The sequence below is a fragment of the Bacillus sp. FSL W8-0920 genome, from assembly GCF_038593215.1.
Taxonomy (GTDB): Bacteria; Bacillota; Bacilli; order Bacillales; family Bacillaceae; genus Bacillus; species Bacillus pumilus.
On record NZ_CP151974.1, the window covers coordinates 2,501,791 to 2,520,227 of the forward strand.

At 41.8% G+C, this 18,437-nt stretch carries 16 protein-coding genes and 1 other annotated feature; of the genes, 2 read left to right on the top strand and 14 right to left on the bottom strand.

Annotated features, from left to right (window positions below; all coding sequences use genetic code 11):
• Positions 1-36: 36 nt before the first annotated feature.
• From NSS78_RS12710 to NSS78_RS12735, 6 genes are all read right to left on the bottom strand, one after another.
• Positions 37-606, bottom strand: coding sequence for a Maf family protein (locus NSS78_RS12710; protein WP_212046179.1), 570 nt, complete (start codon positions 604-606; stop codon positions 37-39).
• Positions 607-783: 177 nt separating this feature from the next.
• Positions 784-1,803 carry an SPOR domain-containing protein gene (locus tag NSS78_RS12715; RefSeq protein ID WP_212046180.1) on the bottom strand — a complete coding sequence of 340 codons (1,020 nt, stop codon included), beginning with the start codon at positions 1,801-1,803 and terminating at the stop codon, positions 784-786.
• A 168-nt stretch (positions 1,804-1,971) separates the two neighbouring features.
• Positions 1,972-2,691: an A24 family peptidase gene (locus tag NSS78_RS12720; RefSeq protein ID WP_212046181.1), complete on the bottom strand. Its 720-nt coding sequence runs from the start codon at positions 2,689-2,691 to the stop codon at positions 1,972-1,974.
• Between the two features lie 763 nt (positions 2,692-3,454).
• Positions 3,455-3,673: a DUF3951 domain-containing protein gene (locus tag NSS78_RS12725; RefSeq protein ID WP_339160298.1), complete on the bottom strand. Its 219-nt coding sequence runs from the start codon at positions 3,671-3,673 to the stop codon at positions 3,455-3,457.
• A gap of 583 nt (positions 3,674-4,256) precedes the next feature.
• Positions 4,257-5,561 (bottom strand): folylpolyglutamate synthase/dihydrofolate synthase family protein, encoded by a 1,305-nt coding sequence (locus tag NSS78_RS12730; RefSeq protein WP_309217049.1) that lies wholly within the window; start codon positions 5,559-5,561, stop codon positions 4,257-4,259.
• Positions 5,562-5,626: 65 nt separating this feature from the next.
• Positions 5,627-8,269, bottom strand: a complete 2,643-nt coding sequence (locus NSS78_RS12735) for a valine--tRNA ligase (RefSeq protein WP_212046184.1) — start codon at positions 8,267-8,269, stop codon at positions 5,627-5,629.
• Between the two features lie 58 nt (positions 8,270-8,327).
• Positions 8,328-8,557, bottom strand: a binding site (T-box leader).
• A gap of 168 nt (positions 8,558-8,725) precedes the next feature.
• Here NSS78_RS12735 and NSS78_RS12740 point away from each other — a divergent pair.
• The gene (locus NSS78_RS12740; protein WP_003216497.1) at positions 8,726-8,914 is read left to right on the top strand and encodes a hypothetical protein; all 189 of its coding nucleotides are present in this window, start codon (positions 8,726-8,728) and stop codon (positions 8,912-8,914) included.
• Between the two features lie 34 nt (positions 8,915-8,948).
• On the opposite strand, the gene ysxE is transcribed toward NSS78_RS12740, so the two are convergent.
• The 8 genes from ysxE to hemA form a co-directional block, all read right to left on the bottom strand.
• Positions 8,949-9,980, bottom strand: a complete 1,032-nt coding sequence (gene ysxE / locus NSS78_RS12745) for a spore coat protein YsxE (RefSeq protein ID WP_050943646.1) — start codon at positions 9,978-9,980, stop codon at positions 8,949-8,951.
• Positions 9,981-10,017: 37 nt separating this feature from the next.
• Positions 10,018-11,277: a LysM peptidoglycan-binding domain-containing protein gene (locus tag NSS78_RS12750; protein WP_212046185.1), complete on the bottom strand. Its 1,260-nt coding sequence runs from the start codon at positions 11,275-11,277 to the stop codon at positions 10,018-10,020.
• A 133-nt stretch (positions 11,278-11,410) separates the two neighbouring features.
• Complete coding sequence (gene hemL, locus NSS78_RS12755; protein WP_003216796.1) at positions 11,411-12,703, bottom strand: glutamate-1-semialdehyde 2,1-aminomutase; 1,293 nt, start codon at positions 12,701-12,703, stop codon at positions 11,411-11,413.
• Positions 12,704-12,730: 27 nt separating this feature from the next.
• Entirely contained in the window at positions 12,731-13,702 is a 972-nt protein-coding gene (gene hemB / locus NSS78_RS12760) for a porphobilinogen synthase (protein WP_327839436.1), read from the bottom strand.
• The gene (locus NSS78_RS12765; RefSeq protein WP_003216187.1) at positions 13,699-14,490 is read right to left on the bottom strand and encodes a uroporphyrinogen-III synthase; all 792 of its coding nucleotides are present in this window, start codon (positions 14,488-14,490) and stop codon (positions 13,699-13,701) included. The genes hemB and NSS78_RS12765 overlap by 4 nt, the downstream gene beginning before the upstream one ends.
• Positions 14,487-15,422, bottom strand: a complete 936-nt coding sequence (hemC, locus tag NSS78_RS12770; protein ID WP_003216588.1) for a hydroxymethylbilane synthase — start codon at positions 15,420-15,422, stop codon at positions 14,487-14,489. Before hemC ends, NSS78_RS12765 begins: the two co-directional genes overlap by 4 nt.
• Before the next feature lie 41 nt (positions 15,423-15,463).
• Positions 15,464-16,294, bottom strand: coding sequence for a cytochrome c biogenesis protein (locus tag NSS78_RS12775; RefSeq protein WP_050943641.1), 831 nt, complete (start codon positions 16,292-16,294; stop codon positions 15,464-15,466).
• Positions 16,295-16,301: 7 nt separating this feature from the next.
• A complete protein-coding gene (gene hemA / locus NSS78_RS12780; RefSeq protein ID WP_050943640.1) occupies positions 16,302-17,669 on the bottom strand; it encodes a glutamyl-tRNA reductase in 1,368 nt (455 codons plus the stop codon).
• Between the two features lie 242 nt (positions 17,670-17,911).
• Here hemA and NSS78_RS12785 point away from each other — a divergent pair, with 242 nt between their 5' ends.
• On the top strand, positions 17,912-18,397 hold the full coding sequence (locus tag NSS78_RS12785; protein WP_044139987.1) for a hypothetical protein: 486 nt from the start codon (positions 17,912-17,914) through the stop codon (positions 18,395-18,397).
• Positions 18,398-18,437 lie beyond the last annotated feature (40 nt).

The following is an 18,437-nucleotide window of genomic DNA, read 5'->3' on the forward strand; positions in this document are numbered from 1 at the left end:
CAGGGTGACCACTCCTTTTAGAATTCCTTCCTGTCTTCAAAAAGGGGTGATTCCAAAGGTTTCAAGCACTCTGACTATTTTCGCAATAGGTAGACCGACAACGGAAAAATAATCACCATCTATTTTTTGAACAAACAGTGCGCCTTTCCCTTGAATGCCATAGCTTCCCGCTTTATCAAGGGGTTCGCCCGTATCGATATAGCGGTTTATTTCATTTTGAGTCAGCGTCCAAAATGTCACTTCTGTCTGTTCATAAAATGTTTCTTTTCTATTCTCTGACTGAACCGTGACACCCGTCAAGACTTGATGTGTCTTTCCTGATAATAATTGAAGCATAAAAGCCGCTTCTTTCTTATCTTTTGGTTTCCCAAGACACTTGCCGTCAATTGCAACAATTGTATCTGCACCAATGACCACAGCTTTGGGATTTAATCTTTGAATATCATTTGCTTTTTGTTCTGCCAACCATTGGACGTTCTCAGCAGGGGAAAGGTTTCGATTTATTTCTTCTTTTAAATGACTTGCTTGAATGTCATAAGAAAACCCTGCTAGATCAAGCAATTCTTTTCTTCTAGGTGATTGCGATGCGAGAATCAATTGGTTCATGTTTGTTCATCCTTTCAGGGTTTAGCCTAAGAAGTAAGATACCCATTCATCCTAGCAAATGTACATCTTACCGACAATTTACGAAAATTCATTTTTCATGTACCTTCATCATTATGTTGGATGCAAAAGAAAAAAACTAGTCATTTTTTGACTAGTTTCGTTTCTTAAAAAATGATTTTACGTATTTAATTGATCAAGCAATGCCTGCTGAGATTTCCATCCATTTTCAGCAGTTGGGTCATTTAAGAGCTGCACAGCTTTTAGCAAACTGCTTTTAGCCGGTGCATCCTCTGTTTTGGCACTTTCAAGCTCAGAAATTAGCTGCGTGACTTCCTTTTGATCCACTTCATCGCCTGCAATCACTTTGGATGATAATACAGATGCCTTTTCTATTAAACTAGTCAGCTCATCCGGCACTTGAAATGAGAGCTCCTTTCCTCCCCACGCCTCAAAGTGCTGATCAATCAATTTCTTCCCTACAGCGCTTGTCATCCCCTGCTCTGTCGCAAGCCCGGCAATGACATAATATCCATCATCCATGGAAACCTTTTTCCCAGCATATCCTGCATCTTTTAAACTGCCAACTAAGTCATCTGCTCCTTTTTCAGAAGAGAATTTCCCAGCCTGTACAACAAAGGTTGATAAACTGCCAGAGGCACTTTTTTCATCTTTGTTCTCTTTTGATTCATCTGTAGTACCTGCATTCGGCGCATCCCCGCCAGCTTTCATCGATGATTGATTTGCAGAACCAGATGCCGAGACACTGATATCTCCACCTGAAGGATTTGATGTACCATCTTGACTTAAACTAAGCGCAAACACCCCAAGGCCTGTCCCAAGAACGACCGCAAACACAATCGTTGTCATCACTCTCTTGAAGGGACCACGATTTTTACCGAACTTCTGATCAAAGGAGCTTTTTTTCTTTTGATAAGGTGTGACGACTTTTGGATCAGAATGATAAATATGATCAGCAGCATCATCCCACTGGAAATCCTCTTCTTTCGGTTTAGACGAATCTTCCTGAGAAGCCGCTGTCTCCTGTTCCGAATGTCTCTTTTCCTCCCAATTCGAAAACGTCACTTGATCCTCTTGCTGTTTTGGCGGCTGATGATCATCTTCATGCACCATTTCTTCCTTGCCATTAATATTGACCTTTAGCCCTTGTTTTTTTGCCTGCCTTTTTTTCACTGTCATTCCCCGCTTTCTGACATGTTTGTAAGAAAGACCTTTCTGTCCAATGAATCAGTGCGAATTTAACCCGTCCTTCTTTCTGTTTCACACTTTACCATAGCAGTAAAAAAAAAGAACAAGACTTTTGTCGGCAGGGCAAAAAAGTGTTCGCCAATTTTTTCACCCCTTCGACTATCCAAATAGAAACAAGACAGGAGCACCACAGAGATACAGCAAAAAAGAAATAGCGATCGAAGGAACAAAAGGGAATGGCTCGTTTACTCGAAAGGAAAAGACCTTTGCATAAACCATTCCAGCGATACATGAGAGAAAAAGCATGAGAAGGAACGGCTTGAAGCCAAAGCAAAACGCAAGCACACTGAACAGCTTCATATCAGCTCCGCCCAGACTATTCGGCTTAAAATAATCTAAACTAGAAAACAAAAGAATGCAAAAAATCAGAGAAGCCGCCCCTTCCCACCAGATCAGAAGCGGTTCCAGCGTGCGGTATATGACGAAAAGAGGGAAAAAGAAGAGAAACAGCTCGTTCGGCACCCTCATATAGAGAAGATCACTCACGACAGCAATCACGAATAAACTACAAAGAATCACAAGGAAAAGACTTTCAAACGAAACACCAGCGATCCTATAAATGAACAAAAAAAGACCGCCTGACAGCATTTCAATCGTTGGATAGAGCCAAGATAGCCGAATGCCGCAATGTTTACAAGACCCCTTCCATACAGCATAAGAAACGAGCGGGATCATCTCATGCAGGGATAGCGGCTGTTTACAGGCTGTGCAGTGAGATCGAGGAAGAAGAATAGACCGCTTAAGTGGCAGCCTTTCACCAACTAGATGAAAGAACGACCCCATGGTGATGCCTGCAAGAAACACAAAAATGCCAATCATATATCGCGGCTCCTTCCGGAAATAGAATATCCCGGATTGTACCATAGCGATTCACCTTGAACACCTAATGAAAATGTGATTTCCCCTCTCATTTACATTTCAAAAGAAAAAAAGACGCACATTACATACAACCAATTGCGTCTTTTGATTACCTTAAAATACGATTTCGGATATCTGAGAAAAAAGTGTTACAAATACCCTCCCCTTTTTCCTTCAAACTCACAAATTTTTGATCAAATATTACAAGTTAATAAAGCAAATATCCTAACAAGAAAGAGCACAAGATAGAAGTTTATCACTCCTTTATAAAATTCCCCTATAAATACACGTGTAGACAAACTCTCGCATTCGTTGTCTGTCCTGCGCGCTGATGCTCACGAATGTTCAATGCGCTCCGCAAAAGTAGATTTTCTTCCTAGACTTCAATGGTTTTCTATCACACTGAAAAGAAGACAAAAAATAAAGATCATTTTAGCCTTTGTCAACAATCTGAATGTTGAATAAGCAATTATTTTACGTCCGTTTTTTAAAGAAGAGTGTTAAAAATAACACAACATATTATCTCAATTATATAATATTTAAATAGAGGAAATAACAAGCCCCTACTATAAGTATTGAATATGGACTTATGTTCTAGTTAAAAAGAAATAAAATTCGTTTGAAGAGATGTTTATTTAAATATAAGGGGATGAATATGTCCCTGATAGACGTTATATAATTGGCTTTTTTATACAGGTGGATATAATTAATTATTTAATAGTGACTAGAACCTTTTTTCTTTATTTCTATCCTTATCATTACCTTGATTGTCTTCATTTTGCTCTTCATGAAATTCAATACTGGTGTTTCCAGTAATATTGTCAAAGGGAGTATAGTGAACACCTATGCTTTTACCTAAAATAATTCGTTTAAAAAGGATTATAACTATTAAAACAACTACTAATAACATAAAAGAAAGAAGTACTCCACTGATAATAAACATGCTATCCTTCCTTTCAGATGAACCTTGCAGGAAAGCCTTTTAAAAATTAAATTATGTGATACATTTTTTATTTATTGTACCATATAATTACATTAAACCTAAAATAAACTATGATGTTTAAAGGCTTCTTTAAACATTTTGCGTGGGTGGACAATCGATGAAGAACTTGATTTTTTGTATTGAGATAAAGACAAACAAAGTATTCATGTGTAAGAAATCTCACCTCTTCCATCACAACACAATTACGCCTCGCCCTCTTGTATACGAATGACATATTGACCGCCAAATAATTGCAGAAGTCTTGCGAATAATTGAAGAACAAATTTTTTGTGCAATTTCTTAAAAGGATCGCGACAAGTTCATGGTTTGACAAACTACTTGGACCATATTTGAAAAATCGTTCTCGAGGCTTTTCATTATGAAGAAAATGCTTGAGCAACATGGATAAACGGCCCATGCCGCTCACTCCATTTAGAATTCCTTCCCGTCATCAGCGAATTACCTTGAGTGCCTAGTAAACTCAATCTTTTACATTTCAAAAGAAAAAAGACGCACATTGCCTAAAAGCAATTGCGTCTTTTGACTACCTTAAAATACGATTTCGTAAATCTGAAATAAAATAAAGAGAGCCTGTCACAAGGATCACCGCTGAAGGATCATCACTTTTTTTCTGAATGAACTCAAGCACTGTTTGAGGGTCATCGTCATACGATTTTGCCTCTAACTGACTGCATGCATAAAGCTTTTCCGCTGATTCAGCTCTTGGAAAATCAAATGAAACAAAATGGATAGAGGAACTAATGGCTTCAAGTTTTTGAATCATTTGCTTGTACGGCTTATCTTTTAAAGCACTAAAACAAACATGCACTTGTTTACTAGAAAAATGAGCTTGTACCGTTTCAATTAAACGGTCGATCCCTTCTTCATTATGAGCGCCGTCTAAATAAACTGGTGGATGGTCTTTGACTTTTTCAAATCTTCCAGCCCAAACTGCATGCCGAATACCTTCATATACCTGCTCTTCTGTCACGCTAATATAGCCTTCTTGTTCCAGCCATTCAATGAGTAGAACAGCAAGGGAAGCATTTTGCTGTTGATGCGTTCCGATTAACCCTGTTTCAAGCTGCGGATACTGCCTTTTTGATGTGCTTAACGTAAATCGTTCTCCTGTTTCTGTTGGCTGCTGATGACTGAAGGTACAAGTATCCTGTAATGAAATGCATTCCGTCTTCTTTTCTTTTGCGATATTTTGAATGACCGCAAGTGCTTCCGGTTGATGAACTGCGGTGATCATCGGAATACCCTCTTTGATAATGCCCGCTTTTTCAGATGCAATTTGTTCAAGTGTATCACCTAGAATCGCCATATGATCATGACCAATCGATGTAATCGCTGTTAAGATAGGTACGGCAACATTTGTTGAATCAAGTCTTCCGCCAAGCCCTGTCTCTAATAGGACAAAGTCTACTTGCTGCACATCGGCAAAATAAGCAAATGCACATGCGGTAATGATTTCAAACTCTGTTGCTGCGCCAAGCTCTGTTTGATCTAACTCATCAACAAAAGGCTTGATTTTATTCACCAAACTCAGCCATTCTTCATCCTGTATAGGTGCTCCGTTCACGCTGATTCGTTCATTGAACGTTAAAATAAACGGGGAGGTGAAGGTGCCGACTGAATAGCCTGCTGCCTGTAAAACGGAACGAGTAAACGCAATCGTTGAACCTTTTCCATTTGTACCTGCAACATGTACCGCTTTTATGCGTTGTTCCGGATGGCTTAGTTTGTTCATCAGCCACTTCATTCTTTCAAGACCCGGTTTTACACCAAAGGCCAGTCTACTGTGAATCCACTCAATGGCTTCATGATAGGTTGTAAACAATGTCATCTCTCATTTCATCCGAAATTTTCAAAAAAGACGACTCCATTTTGTTAGGAGCCGTCTTTTCAACCTTATGCTTTCAGCTCTTCAATACGCTTTTGAACAGCTTCGCGTTTTGCGACATAGTCACGTTCTTTCGCACGCTCTTCTTCTACGACACTTTCAGGCGCTTTTTTCATAAAGCCTTCGTTGCCAAGCTTTTTCTGGACGCGCTCTACTTCTTTTGTCAACTTATCAAGCTCTTTTTGCAGACGAGCGATTTCCTCATCTAAGTTGATTAAGCCTTCAAGCGGCAGAATGAGCTCTGCTCCAGAAATAACAGCCGTCATCGCTTTATCACTAGCTGGGACATCTGTGCCAATTTCAAGTACACTTGGGTTCGTAAAACGCTCAATATATGAACGGTTTTTCTCTAAGCGTTCCTGCACATCAGATGTAGAAGCTTTAATGTAAAGCTCCACCTGTTTGCTCATTGGCGTATTCACTTCACTGCGGATGTTACGAACAGAACGGATGAGTTCCACAAGCAGCTTCATATCAGCAGACGCTTGTTCGTTTGAAAGCTCTGGCTTCACCTCAGGCCAAGCCGCTACAGTAATCGATTCACCTTCGTGCGGAAGATGCTGCCAGATTTCTTCTGTTAAGAATGGCATGAACGGATGAAGAAGTCTCATCGTCTGATCTAATACGTACGCAAGGATCGAACGAGTCGTTTTCTTCGCTGCTTCATCTTCTCCATAAAGCGGAAGCTTCGCCATCTCAATGTACCAATCACAGAAATCATCCCAAATGAAGTTGTATAAATGTCTGCCCACTTCACCGAATTCATACTTGTCAGCTAGCTGTGTGACACTTTCAATCGTTTCATTTAAGCGGGTTAAAATCCATTGGTCAGCAACTGATTTTTCTCCTGTTAAATCAAGCTCATCATACGTTAAGCCATCCATGTTCATTAAAGCAAAACGTGATGCGTTCCAAATTTTGTTCGCAAAGTTCCAAGTGGATTCAACCTTTTCAAAGCTAAAGCGAAGATCCTGACCTGGTGAGCTTCCAGTTGCTAAGAAATATCTTAATGAATCTGCACCGTACTTGTCGATGACCTCCATTGGATCAATTCCGTTACCTAGCGACTTACTCATTTTACGTCCTTGCTCGTCACGGATCAGCCCATGAATCAGAACGTCTTTAAACGGTTTTTCTCCTGTGAATTCAAGACCTTGGAAGATCATGCGAGAGACCCAGAAGAAAATGATGTCATAGCCTGTAACAAGCAGGTTTGTTGGATAGTAGCGCTTGAAGTCTTCACTATCTGCATCCGGCCAGCCCATTGTCGAGAAAGGCCAAAGCGCTGAACTAAACCATGTATCAAGCACATCGTTATCCTGTTCCCAGTTTTCTATATCTTCTGGTGCTTCCAGTCCAACATATACTTCTTTCGTTTCTTTATGATACCAAGCTGGAATGCGGTGTCCCCACCATAGCTGACGAGAAATACACCAGTCACGGATATTTTCCATCCAGTGTAAATACGTCTTTTCAAAGCGGTCTGGAACAAATTGAACTTGGTCGTCCCCATTTTGAAGGTTAATGGCTTCGTCTGCCAACGGCTGCATTTTTACAAACCATTGAGTAGATAAATAAGGTTCAACGACAGCTCCGCTTCTCTCACTATGACCAACTGAATGCATATGGTCCTCAATTTTGAACAAAATACCCTCTTCTTGCAAGTCTTTTACAAGCTGTTTACGGCATTCAAAGCGGTCCATTCCTTTGTATTGCAGTGCATTTGCATTCATTGTGCCATCTTCATTCATGACAAGAATACGCTCTAGGTCATGGCGGTTTCCAAGCTCAAAGTCATTCGGGTCATGAGCAGGTGTAATTTTCACAGCTCCTGAACCAAACTCCATATCGACATAATCATCAGCAACGATTGGAATCTCGCGTCCTGTAATTGGCAAGACCACTGTTTTTCCAATTAAATGCTGATAACGTTCGTCATCAGGATGCACGGCAACGGCTGTATCTCCGAGCATTGTTTCAGGTCTTGTCGTCGCAATTTCAATTGAACCCGTGCCATCTGAAAGTGGGTATCTTAAGTGATAAAACGCGCCTTGAACATCTTTATAAATGACTTCAATATCAGAAAGTGCCGTTTTCGTCGCTGGATCCCAGTTAATGATGTACTCTCCGCGATAGATCAGCCCTTTTTCATACAATTGAACAAACACTTGGCGTACCGCTTTATTCAGACCTTCATCTAATGTAAAACGTTCACGTGAGTAATCAAGACCAAGTCCCATTTTCGCCCACTGACTGCGAATAAAGTCCGCATATTCTTCTTTCCATTTCCACGTTTCTTCCACAAATTTCTCCCGGCCAAGGTCATAACGGCTTACGCCTTCTTCGCGAAGCTTTGCCTCAACCTTTGCTTGGGTCGCAATACCGGCATGATCCATTCCTGGAAGCCATAGAACGTCATAGCCCTGCATCCGTTTCATACGTGTCACGATGTCTTGAAGGGTCGAATCCCATGCATGCCCAAGGTGCAGTTTTCCTGTCACGTTTGGTGGAGGAATGACGACTGTATATGGATCTTTCGTTTTGTCATTTTGTGCTTCGAAGAATTTCCCTTCAAGCCAGTACGTATAGCGGTCTTTTTCTATCGCATTTGGGTCGTACTTTGTTGGCATTTCTTGATTATTTGTTTCCATTTATGTAACCTCCACATTTTTTCGGCTGATGAAACATAAAAAAGCCTTTTCATCCTTATAAAAGGACGAAAAAGCTTTTTCGCGGTACCACCTTTTTTCATGGAACACATAGACGTGTCCCATACACTCTAAAGGATAACGGGGTTCTCCCGAATTTCTCTACTTGTTCATTCAAGAAATTAAGCTCACAGGCGACCTTCCAAACAAGTGCATCCTAGGAAACCTTTCAGCTCATGGTCTCCCTCTCTTTAGGGTCTTGCTTGTACTCTTCCTGATCCACGCTTACGATATATCACGTTCATCAGCACATACTCATCTTTTATTTATATTACTAAATGCCTTTTGTTTTCGTCAATCATCTTTTCCGCTTTTCTTCTTCTTTATACAAATTGGGCAAGCACCCTTTTCCTCTTTGCCCATATGATAATAACAAAATGAAGAAGGAGGGCGTTTGCTTTGAAAAAGATCAATCCTTACACACTTCCCCCCTGGCTGAGACAAATTCGGGCAGTGGCCTCCCAAGTCGTTCTCCCGATTGCGATATTTCAAGGGTTTCGTACGATCATTTTCCCCACAACATTTGACGTCCTCATCCTAGGTATTCTCATTTTTCTCGCCTGCGCCTTTCACCTTGATTGGTTTTAAAGACTCGCGCTTATGTACACACAAAATAACCTCGTCATTCCGCTGATGACGAGGCACTTTGTTCTTCTTCAAGCCGTCTAGCCTGCTCAATCTCGTGAATCTTCATGACGGTCGGCTCTGAATTTTTCATCTGCCAATACGCTCTTAACAGCTGTTGACAGCTTTCCATCTCATCCTGCCCGCCTGCTTCATAGGTTTTAACTGTATCAAACAGACCTTGTGGATAAGCAAGGTAACTAAGAAACAAATGAAGCTCTTCCTCCCGAAGAGGATTTCCTTTTTGGTACGTATAAAACAAGGAAGTGCATTCAGGACAAGACGTGGGATAGGTTTTGAATGTCCGATAGTAAAAGGTCAGAAGGTCATAAATGGGGGCGGCTTTTTTTGACCGCTCAAAATTGGTGAAATGTCCTGTACCCACATCATTATACAAAAAGTGATGAATCGACAGCTGCCCATGATTTAACACAACACGTGTTGTTTCTTTATCTTTCATTTCTTCATGCCAGTCTTCTAGTCGTTCGAGGGCAAATTCGCTGGCAGACATCGCCTCTGAAAAATACATCGCAGCAGCCAGTTCAAATGGCGACATATACCAAGTTTGCTCTGCCCGCTCTATGAATCGTTCATACATGTCTTTCTCTGTTTCCCATTTGGTCTTGATTTGTGTGTAGTGCGCTTCGATCTCTTGCTCTGTGATATCCATCATCACTTCAGTCCGCTTATGAAGTCTTGCAATCTCTTGAAATAAATATTCATGTTTATCGTCCTGCTCTTCTCTCTTTTCATTCGTCAGCCAAGGCATGAGATAGTATGCGTACTGGCTTTCACGATGACTTGAGAAAAAAGAACCGCTCTTCGTCCGATAAATCGGCACAAAAGAGCGATAGCCCTTTGATTCTAGTTCAAGCATTTGCTCTGTAAACTGCATATGCCTGTTGGCTTTTACTCGCTTTAAGGCAAATACGCCCTGCTTTGTATATACTTTGACGACAGCAGGACTGACAGGTTCAACGTATTCCGCCTCAAGCCCGTATTCGTATAGGACAGATTGGATCTCATCCACGTTCACTCACCACATTTTCTCGATCGGTCATCTCTTGTTAGGCATTGCTTTTTTGATATTCAGGAATATAAAGAATCTGCCCTTCTTCAAGCTCCGCATCCACCGATAATGAGTTTGTGCGAAGAAGCTGCTGCACATTCAACTGATATCGCTCACAAATACGATCGACCGTATCTTCTTGCTGAACTATACATATTTTCATGCGAGAAAAATCTTCCTCCTCCTGCTTAGCAAACAGCTTTGTTAAATAAAGAGAGTTTTCACTGCCAGACGTTTCTCTCACATCTTCTTCAAACTCCTCTTCTTCTTGAGCTGACTCATATACTTTTGGCGCTTCTCGTTCATATAACCGTCCGAGCTGGTACGTGTCATCCTGCGCTTCTTGCTCCTCTTCCACGTGATAAGCCGGTGATTCAAATACTGGATACGGCTGAACCGTTTCTTCCAGCTCTTCAGCTGCTTCGGGATCTTTTCTCACTTCCACCTCAAAGAATGTATCCTCCCGTTTCTCTTCTTCTAAGAGCTTAGGCGGTTCAAAAAATGGTGGTTCTTGCACCTGAGCTTCTGGTAAGGAGCGATAACCAAGCGTCACTTCTTCTTGGCTCTCCGTTTCCTCCCGTTCTTCCAGTTCTTCGGTTTCTTCTTCCCTACTCACCAGCTCTATCTCAATTTCTTCTTCCTGCTTTTCTTCTTCGGCGCGCGTGTCATGCTGTAATACAGCCTGATCCTCATCAATCTCACGTTCATAGTCTTGTAGCTCTTCTTGCTCTTCATCTTCTGGCTGCAGCTGATAATCGTAGGTCACGTCGCCATATTCTTCTTCAGAACGATGAACAAATTCATACGGCTCCTCTACAGGCGCTTGAGGCATTTCCTCGTCTAATAGACCCTCAATCGCCAGATCAGCTTGAATGGTGAGCAAACGATTTTCTGTCAGCTGGTAATCAAACGCATCAATAAACACAAACACATCATTTAAATGACTGATTTTGTTTTTAGGAATCGTGATATCGACTGGGAATTGATGCAGAAGCTCCGCCGTCCCGTCTTCTCTGACCTTCACCTCATCAGCTTCTCTGTATGATGCATAGGAACTCAATTCACCCAATAGCTCCTCTTGATTTATGTTGTATTCTCCTGTTAGCTCGAGTGAACCTCTAATCGAAACATAATCATTCACTTCTTGAACGAGAATGTCAGGATCGAGAGAAATAGACAGCAGCTCACTGACTTCCTGTCCGCTTTTGAAATAGATGGATTCTTCTACTGAAAACTGTAATCGATTGTTTTGAGACAAGTCGGTGTCCTCCTTTCATCTAATCCTTCAAAATAAAATTAGATGTCAATACAGATGTATGTGAGGGGCAGTGAAAATATGATTGGTTTTCAGCAACACAAAAAAGCCGATATATCTCCATATCGGCTTTCGTTTATCGACGTAGTTTTTGAAATACTTTTTCCACTGTCTCAATCGTATATTCGATGTCTTCATCTGTGTGAGCTGTTGACAGGAATAGTCCTTCGAATTGAGAAGGGGGAAGGAAGATGCCGTGGTCGGCCATTTCCTTGTAAAATTCAGCAAATAAAGCGAGATCAGCTGTTTTGGCTTTGTCATAATTAACCACTTCTTCATTTGTAAAGAAGAATCCAATCATCGAACCCGCACGGTTAAACGTTAATGGAATTCCATGTGCTTTCGCCGCATTTGAAATGCCTTCTTCCAGCCGGTCTCCTTTTCGTCTAAACTCTTCATAAGACTCAGGTGTCAGCTGTTTTAAGGTTTCTAAGCCTGCTGTCATCGCAAGTGGGTTACCAGATAACGTTCCTGCTTGATAAATTGGACCGCTTGGCGCAATTTGTCTCATAATATCCGCTCTTCCGCCATAAGCGCCGACCGGAAGACCACCTCCGATCACTTTACCAAGACACGTCAGATCAGGTGTGATGCCAAAGTAGCCTTGCGCGCAGTGATAATCCACACGGAAGCCGGTCATGACCTCATCAAAAATGAGTAAAGCTCCGTATTGCTCTGTGATGTCTCTCAGCCCTTGTAAGAAACCGTCTTGCGGAGGGACAACCCCCATATTTCCTGCAACCGGCTCGACAATGACACCTGCAATATCGTCTCCAAATTCCTGAAAGGCAACTTGAATGCTTTCTAAATCATTGTAGGGCACTGTGATCGTGTTGCTTGCAGTTCCTTCAGGTACCCCTGGGCTATCTGGAAGCCCTAGCGTTGCGACACCTGAACCTGCTTTAATGAGCAAAGAATCACCGTGGCCATGATAGCAGCCTTCAAATTTCACAATTTTATTTCTGCCTGTAAAGCCTCGAGCCAGACGAAGTGCACTCATGGTTGCCTCTGTACCAGAGCTGACCATACGAATGACTTCGATAGAAGGAACCCGCTCTGATACAAGCTTAGCTAATTCATTTTCAACTAATGTCGAAGCACCAAAGCTTGTCCCCTTTTCTGCCACTCGCTGAATGCTTTCAACCACACGGTCATTCGTATGACCTAAAATAAGCGGTCCCCACGATAAGACATAATCGATGTATTCATTTCCATCAATATCATAGATTTTGGCGCCTTTGCCTCGTTCCATAAAAATCGGGTCTGTGTTCACTGATTTAAATGCACGTACAGGGCTGTTGACACCACCAGGCATTAAATGCTGCGCTTCTTCAAATGCTTGCTTTGATTTTTCATAGCTACGTCCCATTTCAACGTCCTCCTGTCTATCCGTTCTTTATTCTGAGAGCCATTTTGCTGCATCTTTTGCATGATACGTAATGATGAGTTCTGCTCCTGCACGTTTCATGCTTGTCAGCATTTCAAGAACAAGCTCTTTTTCAGAAATCCACCCATTTTGAGCAGCGGCTTTGACCATTGCATATTCTCCGCTCACATTGTAAGCAACAATAGGGAGTGTAAATTCATTTTTCACATCACGCATAATGTCTAAATAAGAAAGAGATGGTTTCACAATGAGGAAGTCAGCTCCCTCTTCTACGTCAGATTGCGCTTCTCTTAGTGCCTCTAAACGGTTTGCAGGGTCCATTTGGTATGTTTTACGATCTCCAAACTGCGGTGTGCTATGCGCCGCGTCACGAAACGGACCGTAAAACGCACTTGCATATTTCACAGCATATGACATGACAGGTACATGAATAAAGCCAGCTTCATCAAGCGCCTCACGAATGGCAATAACAAATCCATCCATCATATTGGAAGGAGCAATGATATCTGCACCTGCGCGCGCTTGGCTAACAGCAGTTTTCGCTAATAGCTGAAGAGATTCATCATTTAAAATTTCTCCATCTTCAACGATTCCGCAGTGTCCGTGATCTGTATATTGGCATAAGCAAGTGTCTGCAATGACCACAAGCTTTGGGAAATGCTTTTTGATCTCAAGCGTTGCTCTTTGAACAATGCCATGATCGTGATACGCCTCACTGCCCACATGGTCTTTATGATCTGGAACACCAAATACAATAATTGATTTGATGCCTAGGTCGACAAGCTCTTGGACTTCTTCTTTTACAAGGTCCACTGAAATGTGATAAACACCCGGCATTGAAGAGACTTCTTTTCTTACATTTTCTCCCTCTACAAAAAAGATCGGATAAATGAAATCAGATGGTCTTAAAAAGGTTTCTCTGACTAATTCTCTCATTCCTGCACTTGTCCGCAGTCTGCGGTGTCTGTTAAATTTCATCATTGGTTCAACTTCCTTTCAGATAAACGGCACATCAATTCAAGCATTCCGTCTATCGTATAAGTATCTGGGGTTTCAGAAGAAATCCCGTATTGAAGCAGCGCCTCTTTTGTCAGAGGACCGATCGTCACAAAACAGGTGTCAGAAGCAGCTAGCTTCGCTGCATCTGCCTCCATGGCATGCATAAATGAATGGACAGTGGATGAGCTCGTAAATGTAATAAAATCAAATGATTGCTTCGTCATTGCCGTTTTGAGAGCGGCAATTCCTTCCTCATCCTTGACCGTTTCATATAAAATCCATTCCTTTACTTCTATGCCAAGTGGAACAAGCGTTTTCTTCACGACATCTCGAGACAGGTGTCCTTTTGCTACAAACACACGCTCTCCCGGACGCACATGGTCAAGCAGCGCATCTGCGAGCTCTTCCGCTATGAATCGTTCTGGTACGACATCCACCTTCAAGCCGTGCTGCTCAAGATAGGCAGAGGTTTTCTCACCTACCGCAGCCACTTTCAAATGGGATAAACTCTTATGTAAATGATGGTCTTCTATGTAGCTCAGAAAAAAAGACGCCCCATTTACACTCGTGAAAACAAGCCATTGGCTATTTTCTAAGTCCTTTAAAAAGGCCTGCGCTTTTTCATTTGTGAGCGTAGGCTCAAACCGAATAAGAGAGGTTAAAACAGCATGGCCGTTCAGCTCTTCAATCTTCTGCTGAAACACACCCGCTTGACGTTCATTTCGAGTGACAAGCACCGTCTGTCCGTGAAGCGATTGGCCTATGGTCATTGGGAGGACAGATCCTTTTTCACCTTGTCGATTAAATCCTTTGCTCCCTTATCAGCCATCTGCTTCGCGCATGCTGTTCCAATTGCCTCAGGGTCAGAGCCTGATACAGTTTCTCGAATAATCGTGTGTCCGTCAGCAGATGCCACAAGACCCGTCAGTTCAATTTCATCGCGCTCATTTATCGTTGCATAGCCAGCGATCGGTACCTGACAGCTGCCATCCATTTGTTTGAGGAAGGCTCGTTCAGCGAGAACCGTTTTCTTTGTGTATTCATTCGTAAATTGAGCGAGGAGCTGCAATAGCTCTTCATCATCTCCGCGGCACTCAATTGACAAAGCGCCTTGGCCAACTGCGGGCAGGCAAGTCTCAGGAGATAAAAATTCAGACACGACCTCTTTGCTCCAGCCCATTCTGGACAGACCGGCAGCCGCTAGAATAATGGCATCATATTCTTCATTTTTCAACTTTTCCAATCTTGTATCAATGTTTCCTCGAATCCATTTAATGTTCAGATCTGGTCTTTCCTGAAGAAGCTGGGCACTGCGCCGTAAGCTGCTCGTTCCCACAATAGCACCCTTCGGCAGCTCGTGAAGACGCAGATGATCCTTCGATATAAGAGCGTCCCTTACATCTTCACGCTCAGGAATACAGCCAATGACTAATCCTTCAGGAAGAGCAGCCGGCATATCCTTCATACTGTGAACGGCCATATCGATGTCGTGATTTAGCATCGCCTGTTCAATTTCTTTGACAAACAGTCCTTTTCCGCCAACCTTTGATAAGGTCACATCTAAAATTTGATCACCCTTTGTCACAATCTCTTTTATTTCAAAAGAATAAGAAGGGTTTAGTTCAGACAGCTTTTGAATGACCCATTTTGTTTGTGTAATTGCAAGCTTACTTCTTCTAGAACCTACTTTAATTGTACGCAATTCGTCTTCCTCCCGACAATGCCCTTAAGACTCATCATTATTTATTGAAACCAATGAAAGGTTGATAAGCTACCAAGCAGAAAATAATTGATCATCAGCACAAGGAATGAACCGACATTCCACAGTGCCACGACTTTGCCCTGCATATTTCTCACCAATCTGATATATAAGTAAACACCATATAAAAACAGCATAATAAACGAACCAAGCACCTTTGTATCTGTCCAGTACAACGTATCATACGAAATATATGCCCAAATGATGCCAAGAATCAAACTAAGTAAGAGCATCGGCACGCCAATAATGTTTAATACGTATGCCATATGATCAAGCTTCGATAAATCTTCAATTCTTAGAAGCCATTTTCCCCATTTTTTCTTTTTCAGCAAACGATATTGAAAGAGATAGAGAAGAGAGAAAGCAAATGAAAGCGAAAAGGCGCCGTATGATAAAATCGCCATCGTAATATGGATCACTAGCAATTCACTCGTCAGTTTCCCCGTTAGTTCTGCTGAGTGGAGATCCGATGGTGTAAAGGTGTGAATCGCCATCAAGGAAAAACCGATGACATTTGTAAAAAAGACGATAAATTCAACACGCAGTACTTTTGTGAGAACAAGTGAAAGTGTCACAAGCACCCATGTATAAAAATATAACCCCTCTGCTACATTCAACACAGGGAATCGGTCTGTTTCCATCATAATATAGAACATGTAGACTGTTTGCAGCAGCCAGACAATAGAAAGCAACCAGAAAGCCATTTTTCCAGCCTTCCGGTTGTGTTGAAGAAAATCTATGAAATAGAACAAGACACTTAGTGCATAGATCAAGGTCGTCGCTTCGCCTAGTCTCGCTACAATGGATTCCATCATCGCTTAATCACTCACTGGCAACTGTAGCAAGGCCTTGTGCCATATTTGGTTTAAACAGCTGAAATGACCCTTGCTCCACCTGCATCGGCTCCGCCCTTTGCTCTTCATCTTCAACCTGTAAATCAAAGATTTCTTTGAAGAGTAAAAGTTTTTCCTCTGCATTCGGCTCCGCGGCAATTTCTTTTGCCTTTAAGATAGGATCTTTCAGCATTTGATTGATAATGCTTTTCGTATGTTTATTTAATAGCTTCATTTCACGGTGTGTGAGATTCGGAAGCTTTCGCTCAATACTCTGCATCGTATCCGCTTGAATCGTCAGCGCCTTTTCTCTAAGTGCAGAAATGACAGGAACCACACCAAGCGTATTCAGCCATTGCTTAAATTCCACAATTTCTGCTTCAATGAGGAGCTCAACCTGCTCAGCCACCGCACGGCGTTCTTTTAAGTTAGCTGCCACGATGCCCTCAAGGTCATCAATGTCATACAAAAAAGCACCTTCTACTTCAGAAATGGCTGGATCTAAATCACGGGGCACAGCAATATCCACCATAAATAGAGGTCTGCCCTTCCGCTTTTTATTTGCACTTTCGACCATTTCTTTTGTAATGACAAATTGTTTCGCACCAGTGGAGCTAATTAAAATGTCCGCTTCGGATAATGTTTTTTCCAATTGGTTTAAGCTTTTAGGCTCTCCTGAAAAACGGCCCGCCAATTCTTTTGCTTTCTCATACGTTCGATTGATAACCGTTACTTGACCAATCCCTTGACCTTGAAGGTTTTGAGCCGCTAGTTCGCCCATTTTACCCGCACCAAGAATCAGGACATGTTTATCAGAAAGACGTCCAAAGATTTTTTTCGCAAGCTCGACAGCTGCATAGCTGACAGACACGGCATTAGACGCAATGTCTGTTTCCGCATGAGACCGTTTTGCAACGGTGACCGCCTGTTTGAATAAATAATTGAAAACGGTACCAATGGTCTTCTCCTCTTGTGCTACTTTAAAGCTAGAGCGCACTTGACCAAGTATTTGTGTTTCGCCAATCACCATGGAATCAAGTCCACAGGCCACACGGAATAAATGCTCGACCGCTCCATCATTTTCATAGAACTTCAAATACGGCGAGACATCTTCCTTTTCTAAACCGAACCAATCAGCTAAAAATCTTTTTATATAAAACCGTCCAGTATGAAGCTGATCTACCACTGCGTAGATCTCTGTTCGATTACATGTTGAGATGACGATATTCTCTAGAATGCTTTTTTCTTCTTTAAGCTTGGACATCGCTGTTCCGAGCTCGCTCGGTTCAAAGCTCAGCTGTTCCCGTATCTCAACAGGGGCTGTTTTATAATCTAAACCCACAACAAGAATATGCATAACTTCAGCTTGCACCCCCAACGCCCTGTCTAATTTATAATAATTACAATATAGAATTTATTATTTATAGTGATTATAACATATATTCATTTTTAACTGGATGAAAATTGTGAACAGATTTCAAAAATGTTGTGATATAGTAGAAAAATGTTCGACACTCATTATGCCATATCATCACTTCAAGCAATTTACCAGATTTGGCGCGTGCGGACAAATGATCTGCTTAAAAGAAGGTGACATCTTTGAAGAAGAAATCCATTTTGCTACCGCTCACTTTGCTGGCTGTAGCGCTATATGCCATTCTCTCAGGAGGTCAATTTGACATTTGGAAGGATCAAGAGAAATGGTATACACTCGTACTGCTTTTTGGCCTTGCTTTCTTATATCAAGGAAAGAAGGAGCAAGAAAGCGCTCATGTGTTTATCGGTATGCTGATGACGGGCCTTTCGCTACACTTTATTCTTCAGCCAAAATTGGACTACTGGCCAGACACATTTACGATGATCGTATTCATCGTTGGACTTGCTCTTTTTGTGAAATCATCTCAGAAAAAAGAATATCGCATTGAAAGTGTTGTTCTCATTGCACTCGGTCTGTTCCTTTATTTCTTTCAGCAAATTACAAAGCAGCTAAGTTCCCTTTCGATCCCTACTTCCGGTTTTGAATTGTACTGGCCTTATGTACTGATTGCTGTCAGTCTCCTCTTATTATTTTTAAAAAGGAAATAACTTATACAATAAAAAGGCATCTGCTCATGACAGATGCCTT

What these genes read in the sequence shown, in the direction of transcription:
- NSS78_RS12710 (WP_212046179.1), bottom strand. Translation starts at nt 606, where the DNA reads ATGAACCAATTGATTCTCGCATCGCAATCACCTAGAAGAAAAGAATTG.
- NSS78_RS12715 (WP_212046180.1), bottom strand. Translation starts at nt 1,803, where the DNA reads ATGACAGTGAAAAAAAGGCAGGCAAAAAAACAAGGGCTAAAGGTCAAT.
- NSS78_RS12720 (WP_212046181.1), bottom strand. Translation starts at nt 2,691, where the DNA reads ATGATTGGCATTTTTGTGTTTCTTGCAGGCATCACCATGGGGTCGTTC.
- NSS78_RS12725 (WP_339160298.1), bottom strand. Translation starts at nt 3,673, where the DNA reads ATGTTTATTATCAGTGGAGTACTTCTTTCTTTTATGTTATTAGTAGTT.
- NSS78_RS12730 (WP_309217049.1), bottom strand. Translation starts at nt 5,561, where the DNA reads ATGACATTGTTTACAACCTATCATGAAGCCATTGAGTGGATTCACAGT.
- NSS78_RS12735 (WP_212046184.1), bottom strand. Translation starts at nt 8,269, where the DNA reads ATGGAAACAAATAATCAAGAAATGCCAACAAAGTACGACCCAAATGCG.
- hemL (WP_003216796.1), bottom strand. Translation starts at nt 12,703, where the DNA reads ATGGGACGTAGCTATGAAAAATCAAAGCAAGCATTTGAAGAAGCGCAG.
- hemB (WP_327839436.1), bottom strand. Translation starts at nt 13,702, where the DNA reads ATGATGAAATTTAACAGACACCGCAGACTGCGGACAAGTGCAGGAATG.
- NSS78_RS12765 (WP_003216187.1), bottom strand. Translation starts at nt 14,490, where the DNA reads ATGACCATAGGCCAATCGCTTCACGGACAGACGGTGCTTGTCACTCGA.
- NSS78_RS12775 (WP_050943641.1), bottom strand. Translation starts at nt 16,294, where the DNA reads ATGATGGAATCCATTGTAGCGAGACTAGGCGAAGCGACGACCTTGATC.
- hemA (WP_050943640.1), bottom strand. Translation starts at nt 17,669, where the DNA reads ATGCATATTCTTGTTGTGGGTTTAGATTATAAAACAGCCCCTGTTGAG.